Origin of the sequence: Planctomyces sp. SH-PL14, from assembly GCF_001610835.1 — a bacterium.
Taxonomy (GTDB): Bacteria; Planctomycetota; Planctomycetia; order Planctomycetales; family Planctomycetaceae; genus Planctomyces_A.
Genome location: NZ_CP011270.1, coordinates 3,706,945 through 3,723,695 on the forward strand (window position 1 = coordinate 3,706,945; position 16,751 = coordinate 3,723,695).

The following is a 16,751-nucleotide window of genomic DNA, read 5'->3' on the forward strand; positions in this document are numbered from 1 at the left end:
GCATGCGAGAAGGCACTGTTCTGTTGCTCAGAGCGGGTCCCGGGCAGTGGATCCTTCCGCGAAGTGAGACCTCGGCGACCTGCTGCGCATGCCGTCGACCGCGGGGCTCGGGTCGCGCGCCAGAAACTCGCGGTGCTTGTGCGATGGGATTCTTGAGCCCTTCTTCCCAAGAATTGAGGGCTTTGTAATGACCGGCGACCGGTTTTTATGCATCGACGGCCGGATTTGCCCGATTGTTAGAGAAGGAAAAAGCGGATTGCGCGGATTGACCGGCATTGCGGGAGTAGCTTGCCGGCGTTGAGGGCCCATGACTTGCACCAGGGAAGGGATGTTCAGCCATGGCCCGAGCGACGGATCGCCGGAAGACGTTTCGGAAGGCCTGGAGCGCCCTGCTCCTCGGCGTGGCATCGTCCGCTAGCGTGCAGGGAGCGGATTACACGGTGAGCTCGTCGGCGGAGTTCGCGCAGGCGATTGTGGACATCAATGCCGATCCGACGGCCGACCATCGGATCATCCTGTCGCAGGACTTCGCGCTCGCCGGGCAGCCGGGGCCCATCACGCTCACCGGCGGGTCGCTGACGGTGGTCGGCAACGGTCATGCGATCGACGGTAACGGCCAGTACCGGGCGTTCTTCGTCGAGAGCGGCTCGGTGGCGCTCGAGAACCTGTCGATCGCCAATGGGCGGGCCCAGGGGGGCGCGGGGGGCGACGGTGCCGGTGGTGGTCTGGGGGCCGGCGGGGCCGTGTTTGTGGATGCCGGGGGCTCGCTGCGGCTGAAGAACGTCAGCTTCGCCGGGAATGCGGCGGTTGGCGGCAGCGGCGGTGCCAGCGGCACCGGAGGTGGGGGCGGCGGGCTCGGCGGCAGCGGCGGGAGCGCTTCCGCCAGCGGCGCGGGGGGCGGCGGCCTGTACGGCAACGGCGGAAGTGCCACGTCCACGGGCGGCGCGGGGGGCGGCGGACAGTCGTTCAGCGGCGGCTCGTCGAACGCGAGCAACGGCGGCGGTGGCGGCGGCGTGACGTCGGCCGGGGGCGACGGGACATCGAGCGGTGCGGGCGCCGGCGGACTCGGCGCCGATGGCGCGACCCCCGTCGGCGGTGACGGCAGCAACTCGCTCGGTGCGCCCGGTGGCAACGGTGGCAATGGGGGAGGCGGCGGCGGCGGACAACGCGCGGACGGCGGCGCGGGGGGGACGTTCGGCGGCGGCGGCGGGGCGGCCGCTCCGTTCAGCGGTACGAACTACAACGGCGGCAGCGGCGGACGCTTCGGCGGTGGCGGCGGTTCGTCAACGGGGATCGGCGGCGACGGCGGATTCGGCGGCGGCGGTGGTGCGGGGAGTACTGCGGGGGGCTACGGCGGATTCGGCGGTGGCGGCGGCGGGAGCCTCGGCGGCACGCCTGGCGCGAGTGCGTTCGGCGGCGGCGAAGGCGATTCGGCCGGCCAGGGGGGCGGCGGCGCGGGCTTTGGCGGCGCGCTCTTCGTCGCGCAAGGCGCCAACATCACCATTGAAGAGGGGGTCACCTTCTCCACCAACTCGGTGACGGGCGGCAGCAGCGCGGGCATCAACGGCCTCGGTGCGGCCGACGGCAACGATCTCTTCCTCATGAGCGGCACGTCGACGACGTTCGACATCGCCGCCGGCCAGACGCTCAGCTTCGCGCAGCCCATCGGCAACAACGACGGCAACAACTTCGGCGTCGAACTCACCAAGACCGGCGCGGGAACGCTCTCCCTCAGCGGCGCCAGCCCGTGGGTGTCGACCACCTCCGTCGATCAGGGGACGCTCATCGTCAACGGCACGCTCGGCGCGTTCGACCTCATGTCCGGCCGCATCAGCTCGCTCGAAGTCAGTGAATTCGGCACGCTCGCGGGGACCGGAACTGTTCAGGGATACCTCGACAACTACGGCCGCATCTCGCCCGGCAACGCCCCCGGCGACATCGGCACGCTCAACGTCAACGGCGTCTACATGCAGGGCTCTGAAGGGGTCTACGACGTCGACATCAATGCGGCCGGCCAGAGCGACCAGATCGCTGTCACATACGCCGCTCAACTCACGTGCGGCTGCGGACCCGATGGCGGCGATCTGTTCGTCCGCGCTCAGCCGGGGAGTTACACCATCGGCCAGCGGTACACGATCCTGACGACCGGATTCGGCCTCTTCGACACGTTCGGTCAGATCACAACGTCGGGCCTGCCGTACTTCTGGACGGCGTCCGTCGAGTACGACGCCTTCAACGCGTACCTCGTTCTCAACAACGACGGGCTCACGCCGTACGCGCAGACGCGGAACCAGATCAGCACGGCCGCCGCCGTGATGAACACGGCGACCACGACCGACCCGTTGCTGGACAGCGTCTACAGCTCGATGAGCGGCATGACTGCCGACGGCAAGCAGGCCGCGCTCGATCAGCTGAGCGGCGACCTCTACGGCACCCTCGCTTCGTCAGGGATTCAAGGGACCACCGCCTGGCTCGGCGCGATCGGCGATCGGCTCCGTCCCAACGGCGCGATGTCGACTGCTGGAGGGGAGGGCCTCGCCAGGACGCAGGCGCTCCGGCCGCGCGCAGCTCCTGCCCCGCGGACAAGCAATCTTCACTTCGCCTCGTTCGAAGGCGAGAGTGCGATTCGCACGATCGACGCGAGCTCGGATCCCATCGTCGATCCGTTCAATTCGAGTGCGACGCGGCGACCTGCGACGGAGTACCGCGGCTGGATCGGCGGTTACGGACTGGGCGGCACCGCCAGCAGCGACGGCAACGCGCAGGGCTTCCATTACGGCTTCGGCGGCACCGCCTTTGGCGTCGATCGCCGGCTCGGTGACGACATGGTGGCAGGCGTTGCGGGGGGCTATGCCGGCAGCCAGGTGCGGACCGCCAGCCGCCAGCAGTCCGCCCAGGTCGATTCGTTTCAGGTGGCTCCGTACCTGAGCCGCACCTATGGCCCCGCCTACGTGTTTGGCGTCGCCGGTTTTTCGTACGACGACTACCAGACGACGCGCCAGCTGCCGGGAGCGGTGACGGCCCGCGGCGACTACACGGGGTACCAGCTTTCGGCGTACCTCGAAGGGGGCGCGACGTACGCGCTCGGCCGCTGGAACGTGCAGCCGCTCATGAACCTGCAGTACATCGCGCTGCAGCAGGATGGCTTCACCGAAACCGGCGCAGGGGGGGCGGGGCTGACGGTGGGGAGCTCGGTGAACGACTCGCTGCGTCCGGGCGTCGGCCTGCGTGTCGCCCGGCCGACGGCGGTCCGCGGCGTGATCCTCGTGCCCGACCTCCACGCCCGCTACGCCTATGAACTGCTCGACCCCGACCGCCTGGTGACCGCCAACTTCGGCGGCGTGGTCGGCGGCGGGTTCCTCACGGCCGGCAATCAGCTCGGCCGCAACTTCGGCCTGTTCGGCCTCGGCCTCAACGCGGCCTTCACCCCTCGCGTCGGCGGCTACCTCGGCTACGACGCCACCACCGCCGACCGCACCGTCTCCCACGCCGGCACCGGCGGCCTGCAGATTACGTGGTGACGGAATTTGGCGGCTGCGTCCGTCGCATCGTCCTGACTCGTCGCCTTGCGCCTGGCCCGAGCGCTCATCGCTCTCCAAGACAGGGGCGTGTCGACCCAATACACCAGCGTCCCTTCCGGCGATCTTGCGACGCGAATCAGGCTGAGGTCATTCGACCAAATGGCTCTCCCGGCCTCGGTCGATGCTGGCTTGCCATAATTTGACGTGAAGTCGGCAGTGATTCGGTCGGTTGGATCGACCACGGCAATCGCGATGGCCGCCACGGGCCCTATTCGCGAACTCTTCGAATGTCATCGCACCGGACGTACGCCTTTGACGTCGAATCGTTTGGGAGATGGCAGCGGGCAATGGGGAAGCAGACCGTCCGTTTTCTTCGCAGAACGTTGCAGATGGGCGAACCAGATGCCGCCAACAACCAGTGGAATGGCACCCACACACCCACCAATGGCGGCTTTCGTCGGATCCATGCCAGCCCTCCAGTGTCTCAAACGATCGATCTCCCAATAACTCACTTCTCACCGATCAGGACCGAGGAGTCTTCATTCCACTCAATGAGGGCGGGAGACCAACGGGGAGGACTCTCCTTCCCCGCCCCAATCACCTTGCATACCCACTTGCCTTTCTCTTCGTCGGACTTCGCTACGTACAGCGTAATCTCAAGGTGAACGTCTCGCCCGGCCGTGTTGTACCTTCGCAGGTGATTGAGACTTGCCTGGTATGCAGCTTCGGCGACTGCTTCGTATCGCGGTTTGCTTGCTCCAGGTCCTAGGTACGCGTGTGCGAACCGCATGTCCTCTTTGTCTTCCTTCTGCGAGGAGGCGCGAATCAACTTCAGCCCTCGAATGTGGGACATCGCGTCGCTGTAGTTCGCGCTCTCGGCTTCAACCTCCTTCCATCTTGCGAGTCTTGCAAGCGTCTCGAACTCCACCTTCTCGTCGCCTGGAGATGAGCCTTCAATGTCGGCCAACCTGACCCACAGGTACTCCAGTTTGTGTCGTCCGTTGAAGGTCTTCACCTCAGCGAAGTCGCCTTCGACTTTGATGACGCGAACATGAACTCCCAAGCCGAGTTTGCCACCGCGCCCCGCGGCCTCGTGGGTCAGGTAACCTACATCGTCCCTTGCTTCGGCCAACTCGATGGCCCGCCTGAGACCAGCCACGTCGGCTCCGCCGTGGATGCCATCAGGGACCGAGAGCACGTCTCCCGCCTTGATCTTCGGCGCAGGAGGTGGGGCGGTCTTCGAACAACTGGCTAATGCACACGCGGCAATCACAAACAGCAGAACTGTCCTCATGTCTGGCCCTTCGTAGCAGCGATCTTCTCTATTTGCCCTTTAGCAGTTTCGCCACTCCTGTCCAAGTAACTCGCGAGGTCCATCGGACGATGCGAGCACATGCCATGTCGCGGCAGCTCAACCCGTTTCTGATCCCACCATCCGCTTCATTTCCAGCCCGTCGCATAGCCGGCGATGACGATCACGATTCCGAAGGCAATCAGCCCTAGGATCGCCGCGAACTTCAGTTCGTCCTGACTCGGCTGATTCCCGCATCGCGGACATTTGGTTGCCGCGCTGCGTACCCGGAAGATGTAGCCGCAACTCGGGCATACGAACTTCATGGCCATGCCTGTCGCCTCAGAGTTTGATTCCTAGCTTCTCTTCGATCGTCACCTTCGCCAGCGCGTATGCCGCCGAGATCGTGAGCGCGACACCAGACGCTTTCGCCTTCTCGACCACAGCGTTCCAGATCGTTTCGGATCGGACTTTGTCTAAATAGTCATGGCCGCGGGGTGTGAGTCCTTCACACTGTGCAGATCCGTATTCCAGCGTGCCGATGACGCCATGTACGAATCCTTCCATCTCGAGGAGACGGACGTACTCGTCAAAGTCTGGTCGTGAAAGCCCCTGCTTCGACTGGTCGTAGCCAAAGCTCCCGTCACTGGGAATCTCTTCGATCTCGATGAGCAGTCCACGAACTACCGCCAAGTCTCGCTTCATCGATCAGCCCTTACCGTCCACTGCCACTGAGCCCCCATAGCCCAACCTTCGAAGGCAGTATAATTGACAATACTTCAACGGACACGTGGCCCGGCAGGGTGGCGCTGACGGCCCGTGTGACACAGACGGGGGGCGTGTCCGCGGCTTTGCGGGTCGGGTGGCACGCTCTGGAAGCTTTCCGCAAGGGTGTGGTCCGGACAGAGGCGACGTCTGTTCCGACGCGGACAACGGGCTCACTCGCCGGGAGGAACTCTGACCCGTGATTTCTCATTGAGATCCAGGAACCAGACGCCTGTCGTTCCGACGTCTGCCGATTGGACGTTCGCTTCGATTCGGGTCGGCGACACGACTCGAATGACGGAGATCCGCGCGTCCAGGATGGCTGCAACCTGTTCCGTTTCGATCAACTCGGCGCGTCCCTCCTGATTGTTGTCCTTCTCATAGGCCCGCATTTTGTCGAGGGCCGCTTCCGTCTTTCCGGCGACGGCCACGCCGAGTAAGCGGACATCGCCCGGCTTGAGCGTCCCATCCGTGGCTGACGGCCCGGAGCATCCTGAGGCGAGGAGAGTCAGCAGAACGAGTCGATTCATTTCCATCGCCTTCCGACGGGGAGTCCTGACCCTTTGATTTCCCGCTCGCCGGAGCTTCCCGTTGGTCCGGCCCCGGCTCCGGCCATCCCGTCGCCGGTCACCCTGCGGTCACTTCGACACGAAGACCAGCGCCGGCCGGAACCCGAGTCCGGCTCCGCCGAAGTCATGCTTGCCGTAGCCACGCGCCGCCGACCGACAGTGCCGTCCGGCAACGTAGGTGTCGCCTCCCCGTTCGATGCGATTGTCGCCTCCCATCAGGACCACGGGGTCCGTTCCGCCTGGCAGCGATTTCGTCTGAAAGTCGAGACACCACTCGGAAACGTTGCCATGCATGTCATAGAGGCCCCAGGCATTCGGCTTGTACTGCCCAACCTCCCGCTCTTCGAGCACCTTCGGGCCGGCCTTCCCCTTGTTGTAGGGCTTCGCGCCGTTGAAGTTGGCATCCTCGCTGGAAAGTGAGTCGCCGAAGTGCGTGGCGGTCTTCGTTCCCGCTCGGCAGGCGTATTCCCATTGGGCTTCCGTGGGCAAACGGAATTCCCAGTTCTTCGAAAGGCGACCCGCGTCGTGCTCCTGCTGTGTGAGCTTCCGGCAGAACTCCATCGCCTCGTCATGGCTGACGCAGACGATCGGAAACCGGGGCCCCACGGAGTTCGAGTCTGCCGAGAGTGCCTTGGCCCGTTGTTGATCGAGGGTCGTGTGCATGACCGACTCCCAGGCGGCCTGCGTCAGCTCGTGCTTCGCCATCCAGAACCCGTGCGTCAACGTCACATCGACCTGCTCCTCCTCCACGATCGAACCGCGGGGATCGCGGTTCACCTCTTTCGGAGGGCTTCCCATTTTGAACGTCCCGGCCGGGCACCAGCAGAACGAAAGGCCAAGCCCCTTGTTGGACGATTCTTCGCCGGCCTTCGTGCCGTCCCCCGGATCGGCGATTCCCGCGGCCCGGGAGGGTGACGCACTCGACAGGACTGCAAAGACGAGGGCCGCGCAGACACCGGATCGAAACATGAAATCCCTCTCAGAGCGTGGAAGAGGAATGCGACAGAACCGCGATCATAAAGGCCCTGCGTGTTCGGCCAGCAACACCACGGTTACGAATCGGTAACACGCGAGTGACGGGAGGTTTTCGCAGAACGAACCTCCTCAGCTTCGGGTCGGATGGCGCGGGCGTGGTCCGGGCTGAGGCGACGCTTTGGGCGACCATCATGGCGACAACCAATCGCAAGCGGCCTCTCCATGCCCGTGCAATGCCATGCACCTGCCACCCGTCCGTTCAACGAACAGCGGACGCCGGCACCTGGTGAAGGCCTTTACCTTCCGGCAGTGCGAAGGCAGACTGAACGCGCCGCCCGGACTGCAACGTCCGGCGGGCCCCGCTCGGCACGGGCGAGCACTCACTCACAAAGATCCCTCGAGGGCCACGATGACTGATCCGCAGTCCAGACGTACCGCAGGCACATGGCTCGCGTTTCTGGCGGTCTCGGTCCTCTGGATCGCGACGGTCATCGGGATCTCGGCCGACCGCGCACTCTGCGTCCACCTCGCCACCAGCTTCGCGATGGCCATGCCCTCCTTCGCGTACTTCCTTGTCTTCTCCATCCCGACCGCCTTCCTCGCGGGACTCGCGATGTTCGCCATCAGCGGCAGCCTGTTTGTGCAGTACCGCGCCGCGTCGACCGCACAGCGTCTCGCGACTCACTTCGCATGCGGCCTGGCCTGCGTCGTCCTGCTTCTGCTCTACCGGGAAGCGTCGCACGAAACACTCCTGACGCTCCTGCGGGACATCGGCGAAGCACCTCAGGCGGGATAGCTGCAGCCATGCCCCCTACTCGCCTGAGGCCGCGGAGACTCGTTCCGCCGCTCGGGGGGAACGGCCGCGCCACCGCTTGAAGGCGGCTGTGAACGAAGAGGTGCTTTCGTAGCCGACTTCGGCGGCGACGTTCTCGACCGTCTGGCCCGGGAGGCTGAAGAGGTATTCGGCGCGGCGGATGCGGAGCCACGAGACGTGCTGCATCGGGCTCCGGTGCCAGGCCGCACGGGTCAGCCGGCGGAGATGGACTTCGCTCATCTTCGCCCAGGCCGCCAGCTCCGTGACGCTCCAGGGATGCGCGAGCCGCGACTCGACGTGTTGCCAGAGCGGCGCGAGGCGATCGACCTCGCCCGACAGGACGCGGCGGCTCAGGAGAAAAATCGTCTGGGCCCAGGCGGCCAGGTGCTGCGGGTCCATGAACGTCTGGAGCTCGAGCCGCAGCCCCTTGAGGGCACAGTCCCACGCCGCGGGATCGGTCTGGACGACCCGGCTGACCGTCTCCTGCCGGCTGGCGAGCGGGTCGGTCCGCTCGTCGAAGATCACCCACGCCATCCGCCACGGCTTCCGTTCCCGCTGCCATGCCCCCTGGGTGTCGAACGCGGGACGGAGGATCGCGGCGCCGGTCGGGAGTTCGACCCACTGGCGATCGACGAGGTGCAGGCCCGAGCCCTCCAGGCAGATGTTGATGTGCCCGAATGTCGGCCGGAGCCTCACGATCTTGTAACCGAGCCCGACTTCCGCGACGCCGACGCTCCGGATCCCGTACGAATTCAGCGCCGGACAGGAGCCCGAGGCGACCCCCCACTGCCGGGTCGAGGGACTGATGATGTTCGTTTCGAGCAGATCGTCGTCGGCTGGCAACATGGACGCCCCCCGGGGACCGCAATACGATTTTCCTGTCGAATCGCTCGACGAAGTCTTACGGACTGTCTGTTTCTCCAGACACTTTACCGACCCGCCGCGCTCCGATGAATCCGCTTTCCCGATGTTCGATTCTGGCACCGGCCCGCTGGGTCGCTCTGTGGCTGTTCGTTTCGAGCATCGCCGCGGCGGCGGAACCGGCGGTGTCGTACCTGCGGGATATCCAGCCGGTCCTCTCTGATGCCTGCTACCGCTGCCATGGCCCGGATGCCGGGTCGCGGGAAGCGGGACTGCGGCTCGACCTCCGGGCCGAGGCCCTGAAGCCAGCCGATTCGGGGCGGACGGCGATCGTGCCGGGGGCGGCGCTCGAGAGCGAACTGGTCCGGCGGATTCTGAGCGACGACCCGGATGAGCAGATGCCTCCGCCGACCGCGAGGCGACAGCTCACCGGGGCCGAGAAGAGCCGGCTCAAGGAGTGGATCGCGGCGGGGGCCCCCTTTGACCGGCACTGGTCGTTCGCGCCGATCCGCCGGCCTCCGGTCCCCGTGGTCCGGAACCGGGAGTGGTGCCGGACGCCGATCGACCACTTCGTCCTGGCCCGGCTCGAACAGGGGGGACTGCCGGCGAACGGCCCGGCGCCCCCCACGACGCTCCTGCGGCGGATTTCGTTCGGCCTGACGGGACTCCCTCCCCGTCCGGAGGAGATCGCGTCCCTGCTGGCGGCGGCCGAGGGGGTTGACCGCGAGCAGCGTCTCACGGAGGCGATCGATCGCCGGCTGGCGAGCGTGCAGTACGGGGAGCACTGGGCCCGGCACTGGATGGACCTGGCCCGCTATGCCGACAGCGCCGGGTACGAGCTGGACTACCCGTTCGAGCATTCGTGGCACTACCGCGACTGGCTGATCCGGAGCTTTCAGGAGAACAAGCCGCTCGACCGGTTCCTGCAGGAGCAGCTGGCGGGGGACCAGCTCTGGCCGGAGTCGGACGACGCCCGGACCGGGACGCTGTTTCTGACGGTCGGACCCCGCCGCTTCGAGGGGGGGCTGCAAGCCAAAGACGAGCGGGCCTATGAGTGGCTGACGGATCTCGCCGACACGACCGCGAGCGCGATGCTCGGGCTGACGATGGGGTGTGCCCGCTGCCACGACCACAAGTTCGATGCGATCACGCAGCGCGATTACTTCGGCCTGCAGGCGATCTTCGCCGAGAGCCGGATTGAAGAGACCCGACTGGGGGAAAAGAAGAGCGACACCAGCCCCGCCTCGCTGCGGGTGATTGCGCGCGACAAACCGCTGGTGGTGCAGCTCCTCCGGCGGGGGGAACCGGAGCACCCGCTCGGTCCGGTCGAGGCGGCGCTCCCGTCGGCCCTCTCGGCGGAGGGTCCGCTGGCTGAGACCATGGGACCCCGGCGGACGGCGCTCGCCCGCTGGCTGACGTCGGCCGAGCATCCCCTCACGGCCCGCGTGCTGGCGAACCGGATCTGGATGTGGCACTTCGGCAAAGGGCTGGTCCGGACCCCCAACGACTTCGGCCGGCAAGGAGAGCGGCCGACCGATCCGGAGCTGCTCGACTGGCTGGCGAGCGAGCTCGTCGCGTCGGGCTGGGACCTCAATCACCTCCACCGGCTGATCCTGAACTCGGCGGTCTATCGCCAGTCGAGCACCGCCGACCCGGCCATTGAGCAGCAGGACCCCGACCACCGGCTTCTGACGCGGTTCCCCCGCCGCCGGCTCCAGGCGGAAGAACTGCAGGACGCGCTCCGCCTGGTCGCGGGGCGGCTGAACCTCGAGGCGTTCGGTCCTCCGGTTGTCCCGCCCCTCGAGCCGTGGGCGCTGGCGGGGCTGCGGAATGCCAACTGGCAACCGACCACTGCCGAAGGAGCCGCGCAGCGCCGCGGGGTCTACATGGTGGTCCGCCGGTCGATGAAGCTCCCGTTCTTCGACGCCTTCAACGGCCCCGACACGGTCAACAGTTGCGCCGCGCGGGATTCGACGACGACTCCCCTGCAGGCCCTGACCCTCTTCCACAGTGCCGAGACCCTCGCGAACGCCGAGGCGCTCGCGGCCGACCTGTGGCAGACGAGCCGCCACGATGCGCAGCAGGCGGCGACCCTCGCCTGGCCCCGGATCTTCGGCCGGCCGATCCGCGACGCCGAGCGGGACGCGGCCCGCGAGTTTCTCGTCAGCGGGCCCCCGGCGGCCGACGCCACCGCCCTCCCCGAGACCTGGGTGGCGTGGACCCTGATCCTCCTGAACTCGAGCGAGTTCTGTTATGTCGATTGACGATCGTTCGCTGGCATCGCGTCGGGAATGGCTCCGGAGCTCCGCCGGGGCGGTGGGGATGCTCGCGCTCGCGGAACTGCTCGGAGAGACGACCCCCGCGAGAGCGGCAGAGCCTCCGGCGGTGGCGAGGCCGCATCATCCGCCGCGGGCCCGGTCGATCATCTACCTGTTCATGCACGGCGGCCCGAGCCAGGTCGACACCTTCGATCCCAAGCCGAGCCTGACGCGGTACGACGGCACGCCGCCGCCGGAGGCGTTTCACAACCTGAACCTCCAGTTCACCGACGTCCGGAAGCAGAAGCTGATGGCGAGCCGGCAGACGTTCCGCCGCTGCGGCGAGAGCGGCCTCGAGATCTGCGACTCGCTTCCGCAGATGCAGCGCTGCGCCGACGACCTGTGCATCGTCCGGAGCCTGCACCACGAGGTCTTCAACCACACGCCGGCGATCTGGCTGATGAACACCGGGCACGACGTCCCGGGACGTCCCTCGCTCGGCTCGTGGCTGCAGTACGGCCTCGGGAGCCTCACCCGCGGTCTGCCGTCGTTCGTCGTCATGCACGCCAAGCCCCTCAAGCCCGGCCCCGGCGTGTGGGGGAACGGCTTTCTCCCGGCCGCCTTCCAGGGGACCCGGCTGAGCCAGGGGGCGACGCCGATCCCGTACCTCACTCCGCCGGAACTGCTCCAGCGGGGAGACGCGGCGAAGCAGCTCGCCTACTTCCGGTCGCTGAACGGGGAGCATGCCCGCGACCGGCACGACACGGAACTCGACGCCCGGATCGCCTCGTACGAACTCGCCTTCCGGATGCAGTCCGCGGCCCCGGAAGCGGTCGACCTCGCTCAGGAGACGCAGACAACCCGCGCGGCCTACGGCGGCGGCTTCGGCGAACAGTGCCTCATCGCCCGGCGGCTCGTCGAGCGGGGAGTCCGCTGCGTGCAGATCTACCACGGCGGCGGTCCGGACGACTGGGACTCGCACCACGACAACCACAACATGCAGACCCGCCGGATGCAGGAGGTCGACCAGGGGACCGCCGCCCTGCTGCAGGACCTCAAGGCCCGCGGCCTGCTGGACGAGACCCTCGTGGTCTGGGGAGGCGAGTTCGGCCGGACCCCCACGACCGAGGGGAGCAACGGCCGGGACCACAGCCCGTACGGGTTCTCGATGTGCCTGGCTGGCGGGGGCGTGAAGGGGGGCCTCACGTACGGCGGGACGGACGAGCTCGGGTTCCGGGCGACGGAGCAGCCGGTCCATCTCCACGACCTCAACGCGACCCTGCTGCACCTGTTCGGGCTCGATCACGAACGCCTCACAACCCGCCACACCGGCCGCGACTTCCGGCTGACGGACGTCTTCGGCCACGTGGTCCGCGACATCCTGACCTGAGCGAAGTGTGGGACGTCTCGTCGCGGGTGGGTGGCTGGGGCGTTACGGGTCGGGTGGCACACAGCGTCATTGTCCGTGACAGAGCCCCACGCGCCGATAGACCGGGAATGACAAGCTCACTCCCCCTCCATTGGCCCCCGTCATGAACCCCAGGCTCACCCCCGACCAGCAGAAGCTCCTCTCTGCCTACAGAGCCACCGGCCTCATCTCCATCGCCGCCCCGCTCGCCGGCGTCCCCCCCACCCTCCACGAAGACTCCCTCCAGACCTCCGACACCTACCGCGAAGCCTTCGCCCGCGCTCAGTGGGACTCCGCCCTCTCCCTCGAAGAACAGGCCCGGCACCGCGCCCTCGTCGGCACCGAAACCCCCGTCTACCACGCCGGCGAAGTCGTCGGATCCCGCCAGCACCGCTCCGACCGACTCCTCATCGCCCTCCTCCAGGCCAACGCCCCCGGCAAGTTCTACTGACCAGCTCCACCTGACACTCGCGCGATTTTCCCGACACCGCACCGAGCCAGAAGCTCCCGGACCGATGGATTGGCACCTCTTGGTCGGAACCCCGCCATGCCCAAGCCCCTCACCCCCAAGCAGCAGGCCTTCCTCGAAGCCTACCGGACCTACGGCATCGTCCGGATCGCCGCCGCCAAAGCGGGCGTCTCCCGCGAACTCCACTACAACGCCCTCCGGGTCTCCGAAACCTACCGCCACGCCCTCGCCGCCATCGAGAAAGAGCACGCCCTCCATCTCGAAGAACAGGCCCGAACCATCGCCCGGAATCAGGGCGACCCCGAACCGGTCTTCTACGGCCGAAAGCTCGTCGGCTTCAAACGCCGCTTCTCCGACAAGCTCCTGGTCTTCCTTCTCGAAGCCAACAACCCCGAAAAATTCCGTCACCCCAAAGCCCCCCGCCAACGACGCCCCAAACCTGACACTCAGGCGATTTCCCGCCCACACCGACCAGCCCGAACACGTCGCAGGCCCCTGAAACGACGTCCCCCACCGACTCCGCACCCAGTCGGCCCCCTGACAGCCGAGCAGCAGGCCCGCGCCTCGCTCCAGAAGCTGCACGCCCTCCGCCTCGAAGAAGAAGCCCGCACCATCGCGATCCAGGGCCTCCCCGAACCGGTCTACTACGGCCGCCAGATCGTCGGCGTCCGACGTCGCTACTCCGATCGCCTCCTGATCCGCCTCCTCGAAGCCAACAACCCCGCCAAGTTCCGCCGGCCCCGCTCCCCCGCTCGTCAAAGGCGGAAACCTGACACTGAGGCGATTTCTTCGACACCCTTCGCGAACGTTGACGCCGAAATGCGAGCCCGGTCATTCGCCGCAGCGACGCGCCACCGAGGAAGCCTCTGCTCAAGACCCGAACCCGCAGGTCGCGCAGAGGTGAAGGGGGCATCTCGCACCGAACCGCGCCTGGACACGCCCTCCTTCAGACACCCCTCGACGGCCAGGCCTCCGGCGGGCAAGAGGGCGTTGCCCCCTTGCATCCCCCACCAGGGCATCCGCCCTGGACCCGGGTCAGCGGGACGCTGGCTCTCTACCTTCCGCCTTCCGCCTTCCCCCGCCCCCGCCCGGGGTGGCACGTTCCGCACCGGCGGACTACGTTCTAAACCCCCGCCGCTCGAACAGGAACCCCCATGTCCTCCACTGTTCCCGCCTCAAGTCCTGCCGCCCCCTTCGCCTCCACCCCGAACTCGCCCGCCACACCCTCCGACTCAGCGCCTCCCCCGCCCCCCCGCTCACTCTGGCATGAGATGACCACCCACGACGACTGGTGGGCCATCTGGCTCGGCGCCCTGATCCTCGTCGGAGCCACCATCGCCGTCCTCGCCTTCGGCCCGGTCAAGTTCGTCGACGGCAAAGCGGCCCTCCCGTCCGCCCTCAAGAACTGGATCGCCAAGCCCGAAACCTGGGCCTCCAACCCACTCGACGCCTTCACCAAGAGCGGCAAATCGCTCCTCCCCGGCATCGCCGCCATGGGGGGCCTCCTGCTCGCCCTCTTCACCGGAGCCCAGACCCTGCGGGGCCACAACCCCCTCCGCTTCACGATCGCCTTCCTCGGCGTCTTCCTCCTCGGCGTCGCGTCGTTTGTTCTCGCGGGCCAGCACCTCCTGCACTACTACAACCTGGAATACGTCCTCTGGGCCCTCGTGCTCGGAATGGTCATCAGCAACACCATCGGCACCCCGGGCTTCCTCAAACCGGCCGTGCTCCCCGAGTTCTACATCAAGACCGGCCTCGTCCTCCTCGGAGCCGAAGTCCTCTTCGGCCTGTTGTTCCGGCTCGGGCTTCCCGGAATGGTCGTCTCCTGGATCACGACCCCCATCGTATTCCTCCTCTCGTACCTCTTCGGCCAGAAGGTCCTCCGGATCGAATCCCGCTCGCTGAACATCGTCATCTCGGCTGACATGTCGGTCTGCGGCGCCTCGGCCGCCATCGCGACCGGCGCCGCCTGCCGGGCGAAGAAGGAAGAGGTCTCCCTCGCCGTCGGGCTCTCGCTCGCCTTCACCGCGATCATGATGATCGTCCAGCCGATCTTCATCCGCGCCGTCGACATGGATCCCGTGGTCGCCGGAGCCTGGATGGGAGGGACCATCGACTCGACCGGCGCCGTCGCCGCGGCCGGGAAACTGGTGGGGGGCGAAGCGGAGAAGGTCGCCGTCACGGTCAAGATGATCCAGAACGTCCTGATCGGCGTGATGGCCTTCGCCGTCGCGGTCTACTGGACGACCAAGGTCGAAGTCGTCCCCAACGGCCCGCCGCCCACGCTGTGGGAAGTCTGGTACCGCTTCCCCAAGTTCGTCCTGGGCTTCCTCGCCGCTTCGATCATCTTCTCGATCCTGTACGCGGTCCTGCCGCAAGGCGAGGCCCTCGTCCAGGACCTCATCACCAAGGGCGTCACCTCCCCGATCCGCGTCTGGCTGTTCTGCCTGGCCTTCGTCGCCATCGGCCTCGAAACGAACTTCCGGGAGCTCCTCCCGTACATGAAGGCCGGCAAACCCCTCACGCTCTACGTCGTCGGCCAGACCCTCAACCTCGTCCTCAGCTTCATCATGTCCTGGATCGCCTTCGGCTGGCTCTGGAAGGGAGTGCTGTGAGGAGGGGACTAGGGTCCAGGGACTAGAGTCTAGAGACCCAAACTTCATCAACTCATCCCACAGTCCTCTCCCCTCCCTCGTCCCTAGACCCTAGTCCTCCCCCCCCCCCAATGCCTCTCGCCGCCAAGCTCGTCGATCTCCACAAGTCCTACGACCTCGGGGCGGTGATCGTCCACGCGCTGCGGGGGGTGTCGCTCGATGTCCCCGAGGGGGACTTCCTGGCCATCATGGGGACGTCGGGAAGCGGCAAGAGCACGATGCTCAACCTGCTCGGAGCCCTCGACCGGCCGACGAAGGGGAAATACTACCTGGGGGGCCGCGACGTCTCGGAGATGACCGACGACGAGCTCTCGCTGGCCCGCAACGCGATGATCGGGTTCATCTTCCAGTCGTTCAACCTGATCCCGCAGTACACGGTCCTCGAGAACATCGAAGTCCCGCTGACCTACCGCATGGGGCAATCGGGGATCACTCGCGAAGACCGGACGCGGTGTCTGCGGCTCGCCGAGCGGGTGGGCCTCTCGACCCGGCTCGACCACCGGCCGATGCAGCTCTCCGGGGGGCAGCAGCAGCGGGTCGCCATCGCCCGCGCCCTCGTCAACAACCCCACGATCGTCCTGGCGGACGAACCGACCGGAAACCTCGACTCGGCAACCGGCGAAGAGATCATGGAGTTCCTCTGCGAGCTCAACCGCGAGGGCCGGACCATCATCATGGTGACCCACGAGCCGGACATCGCCCGCCGGGCCAAACGGCAGATCTACATGAAGGACGGCGCCATCGCCGGAGAGGGGGTCTTCCCGGGCCACTGAATGAGAGAGGCGGAAGACGGAAGGCTTAAGGCGGAAGGAAGAGTCAGATTGTGCAGGTTCCTGCCTGCTCCGATCTTCGATCTCTCCTTAACGCCCTCCGTAATGCGGCGGCTTCTCCGCCGCTGGATCGCGCGGCGCGACGGCATGGTCTTCGAACTCCGACCGGAACCGCATCAGCTCCGTTCGCAGCCGGGCGATCTCAGCCTGCTGTCCCAGGACCGCCTTGTTGAGCTGCTCCACGTCATACTGCACATGCATCAGCAGCGACTCAACCGCCGCCAGCCGTTCGGATTCCTGAGCCATCGGATGCCTCAATGAGTTCGTCGGAGCCCGCCAGCATACTCTCGCGGGAGAGAGAATGCGTTCGTCGTGCCGATGGAAGATGGGAAGCAA

At 66.7% G+C, this 16,751-nt stretch carries 15 protein-coding genes; 7 read left to right on the forward strand and 8 right to left on the reverse strand.

Going from position 1 to position 16,751, the window contains the following annotated elements:
- The first annotated feature begins 338 nt into the window (after positions 1–338).
- A complete protein-coding gene (locus VT03_RS35075) occupies positions 339–3,521 on the forward strand; it encodes an autotransporter outer membrane beta-barrel domain-containing protein (RefSeq protein ID WP_075093608.1) in 3,183 nt (1,060 codons plus the stop codon).
- Between the two features lie 290 nt (positions 3,522–3,811).
- Here the strand turns inward: VT03_RS35075 and VT03_RS33495 are convergent, their stop codons facing one another.
- The 6 genes from VT03_RS33495 to VT03_RS14370 all read right to left on the reverse strand — a co-directional run bounded on the left by VT03_RS33495 (position 3,812) and on the right by VT03_RS14370 (position 7,115).
- Positions 3,812–3,988, reverse strand: a complete 177-nt coding sequence (locus VT03_RS33495) for a hypothetical protein (RefSeq protein WP_156514494.1) — start codon at positions 3,986–3,988, stop codon at positions 3,812–3,814.
- Between the two features lie 41 nt (positions 3,989–4,029).
- Positions 4,030–4,815 carry a hypothetical protein gene (locus tag VT03_RS14350; protein ID WP_075093609.1) on the reverse strand — a complete coding sequence of 262 codons (786 nt, stop codon included), beginning with the start codon at positions 4,813–4,815 and terminating at the stop codon, positions 4,030–4,032.
- 146 nt (positions 4,816–4,961) lie between these two features.
- Positions 4,962–5,138, reverse strand: coding sequence for a rubredoxin-like domain-containing protein (locus tag VT03_RS14355; RefSeq protein ID WP_156514495.1), 177 nt, complete (start codon positions 5,136–5,138; stop codon positions 4,962–4,964).
- 16 nt (positions 5,139–5,154) lie between these two features.
- Positions 5,155–5,517, reverse strand: coding sequence for a DUF2513 domain-containing protein (locus tag VT03_RS14360; RefSeq protein ID WP_082846211.1), 363 nt, complete (start codon positions 5,515–5,517; stop codon positions 5,155–5,157).
- Positions 5,518–5,750: 233 nt separating this feature from the next.
- Positions 5,751–6,107 carry a hypothetical protein gene (locus VT03_RS14365; RefSeq protein ID WP_156514496.1) on the reverse strand — a complete coding sequence of 119 codons (357 nt, stop codon included), beginning with the start codon at positions 6,105–6,107 and terminating at the stop codon, positions 5,751–5,753.
- Positions 6,108–6,215: 108 nt separating this feature from the next.
- On the reverse strand, positions 6,216–7,115 hold the full coding sequence (locus tag VT03_RS14370) for a formylglycine-generating enzyme family protein (protein ID WP_075093613.1): 900 nt from the start codon (positions 7,113–7,115) through the stop codon (positions 6,216–6,218).
- A gap of 415 nt (positions 7,116–7,530) precedes the next feature.
- Here VT03_RS14370 and VT03_RS14375 point away from each other — a divergent pair, with 415 nt between their 5' ends.
- Positions 7,531–7,917 (forward strand): hypothetical protein, encoded by a 387-nt coding sequence (locus VT03_RS14375; RefSeq protein ID WP_075093614.1) that lies wholly within the window; start codon positions 7,531–7,533, stop codon positions 7,915–7,917.
- Between the two features lie 15 nt (positions 7,918–7,932).
- Here the strand turns inward: VT03_RS14375 and VT03_RS14380 are convergent, their stop codons facing one another.
- Positions 7,933–8,781 carry a helix-turn-helix transcriptional regulator gene (locus VT03_RS14380; protein ID WP_075093615.1) on the reverse strand — a complete coding sequence of 283 codons (849 nt, stop codon included), beginning with the start codon at positions 8,779–8,781 and terminating at the stop codon, positions 7,933–7,935.
- Positions 8,782–8,885: 104 nt separating this feature from the next.
- On the opposite strand from VT03_RS14380, the gene VT03_RS14385 reads away from it, so the two are divergent.
- The 5 genes from VT03_RS14385 (at position 8,886) to VT03_RS14405 (ending at position 16,358) form a co-directional block, all read left to right on the forward strand.
- Complete coding sequence (locus tag VT03_RS14385) at positions 8,886–11,060, forward strand: PSD1 and planctomycete cytochrome C domain-containing protein (protein ID WP_075093616.1); 2,175 nt, start codon at positions 8,886–8,888, stop codon at positions 11,058–11,060.
- A complete protein-coding gene (locus tag VT03_RS14390) occupies positions 11,050–12,444 on the forward strand; it encodes a DUF1501 domain-containing protein (protein WP_075093617.1) in 1,395 nt (464 codons plus the stop codon). Before VT03_RS14385 ends, VT03_RS14390 begins: the two co-directional genes overlap by 11 nt.
- 142 nt (positions 12,445–12,586) lie before the next feature.
- On the forward strand, positions 12,587–12,913 hold the full coding sequence (locus VT03_RS14395) for a hypothetical protein (protein ID WP_075093618.1): 327 nt from the start codon (positions 12,587–12,589) through the stop codon (positions 12,911–12,913).
- Between the two features lie 1,172 nt (positions 12,914–14,085).
- Positions 14,086–15,546: a YeiH family protein gene (locus VT03_RS14400; protein WP_075093619.1), complete on the forward strand. Its 1,461-nt coding sequence runs from the start codon at positions 14,086–14,088 to the stop codon at positions 15,544–15,546.
- A gap of 110 nt (positions 15,547–15,656) precedes the next feature.
- On the forward strand, positions 15,657–16,358 hold the full coding sequence (locus VT03_RS14405) for an ABC transporter ATP-binding protein (protein WP_075093620.1): 702 nt from the start codon (positions 15,657–15,659) through the stop codon (positions 16,356–16,358).
- An 87-nt stretch (positions 16,359–16,445) separates the two neighbouring features.
- Here the strand turns inward: VT03_RS14405 and VT03_RS14410 are convergent, their stop codons facing one another.
- Positions 16,446–16,661: a SlyX family protein gene (locus VT03_RS14410; protein WP_075093621.1), complete on the reverse strand. Its 216-nt coding sequence runs from the start codon at positions 16,659–16,661 to the stop codon at positions 16,446–16,448.
- Positions 16,662–16,751: the final 90 nt, after the last annotated feature.